Below are 1,666 nucleotides of genomic sequence, written 5' to 3' on the forward strand. Positions count from 1 at the left end.
ACTTCGATTCCCGTCGCCTTCGGCATCTGCAAATCGAGCACGACATGCAGTGGCTCGCGCTCAGTCGCCAGGTTGATGGCGTCCTCGCCGTCACTCGCTTCGATCACCTCGACGTCACCGGGCCACAATTGCTCCACCGTTCGCCGCGCGAAGCTACGGTGCAGCCCGTCATTCTCGGCGATCATCACAAGCATCACATGGCCTCCGATACGGCGAGTTCGCCAGGCATTGTTGCAGCCGCCGCCAGTTCCCGTGATGGCTGGCGGTCGATCTCGACGACGACACGGGTGCCGCCGTTCTTGCGGCCGGCCTGGCCGATGCGCAGCCGCGCCCCGATAAGGGCTGCCCGCGTGTGCATATGGCCGATGCCGCCATACGCGGCCGGGTCAACGGCGCCGCAGCCCTGGCCGTCATCCGTGACGATCACCCGCAGCACGCTCGCGGTCGACGCCAGCAGCACGTCGATGCGGTGCGGCGCGGCATGGCGAACGGCATTGTTGATCGCTTCCTGCACGATCCGGTAGAGCGCGGTCCGCACTGGCTCCGACAGGCTGTCGGCGCCGCCGTCGCTGGTGTCGGCGATGCGCACGGCGATCGGCGGCTTGGCCCTGGCGACGCTGCGGTTGAGATGCGCCTCGACCGCATCGCGCAGGCCGAACAGTTCAAGCACGCTCGGCCGCATGTCGTCGACGATGTGGCGCAGTTCCGTCAGGCAGCCGGCGACCTCCTTCTCGAGATCGGCAAGCTGTGCTGCCCGCGCCACGCCCTGGCCGCGAAGTGCCGAGAGCTGGCGCGCGATCCGGGCGAGATCGGCAAGCGTCTGGTCGTGCAGGTCCATGGCCATGCGCCGGCGTTCGCGCTCCATGCCTTCGGTCAATTGCGAGGCGCCGACGCGCAGCAGCTCGACGCGATTTCGCGCCTCGCTCTCGGCCAGCATAGCGCGGCGCGCCTCCTCGGTCTGGATCAGCGCGAAGATGTAGGGCGCGATCAGGTCGGCGCATTGTTGCGCGACCGCGACATCGGCAAGCGTGTAGCAGTCGACCTCGTGCCGGCTGATGTTGAGCGCGCCGATGATGCCGCCGCGCGCCCTGAGCGGCACGACGATGCGGCTGCGCAGCCTGGCGGCGAAGATCGGACCATCGATAGCGGTGGCGAAATGGAACCGCTCGTCGCTCAGCGCGTCGTCGGCGAGCAGATAGGGGACTTCGCCCCACAGCACCGAGCGGATCGGGCTGACTTCGGTCGGCAGCGGATGCTGGGCAAGCTCGCTCCAGCTGGTGTGGAAGCCGGCTTCGTAACAGGCGTGCCGGCGCCCATCATGCGACAGCACCGCCAGATCCATGTGGTCGTGCGGGATGAGCGAACCGATCTCGATGGCTGTCGCGCGGAACGCCGTGCCGGGATCGATATGGCCGGCAAGCGCCCGCGATATCGCCAGCAGCCGGTCGATCAGGACCAGGGACACTTCCGCCATTGCTTTCACGATCCTCCCGTGCCGGGAAATAGTGGACGCATGCCGCCGCCGCTGTCAACGACGGTGCCTTTGGTCATAGGAATTTTTTCTTGACTCGGTGACCTCAGCTATGGTACATTTTCGTCTATGGTGCTGATTTGCGCCGGTGACCCGCCGCACTGGCGGGTTTTTCATTTGCTGCTCCGTCAGCGC

2 protein-coding genes are annotated in these 1,666 nt (G+C 66.6%); both read right to left on the reverse strand.

The features are described 5' to 3' along the window. Nucleotides 1-194: response regulator (locus EN991_RS35265; protein WP_164769628.1), on the reverse strand; the 194-nt coding region annotated here is incomplete at its 3' end. Then, nucleotides 194-1,474 (reverse strand): histidine kinase, encoded by a 1,281-nt coding sequence (locus EN991_RS35270; protein ID WP_013528922.1) that lies wholly within the window; start codon nt 1,472-1,474, stop codon nt 194-196. The genes EN991_RS35270 and EN991_RS35265, both read right to left, overlap by 1 nt. Nucleotides 1,475-1,666: the final 192 nt, after the last annotated feature.

This window comes from Mesorhizobium sp. M7A.F.Ca.US.005.03.2.1, from assembly GCF_003997795.1.
Lineage (GTDB): Bacteria > Pseudomonadota > Alphaproteobacteria > Rhizobiales > Rhizobiaceae > Mesorhizobium > Mesorhizobium ciceri.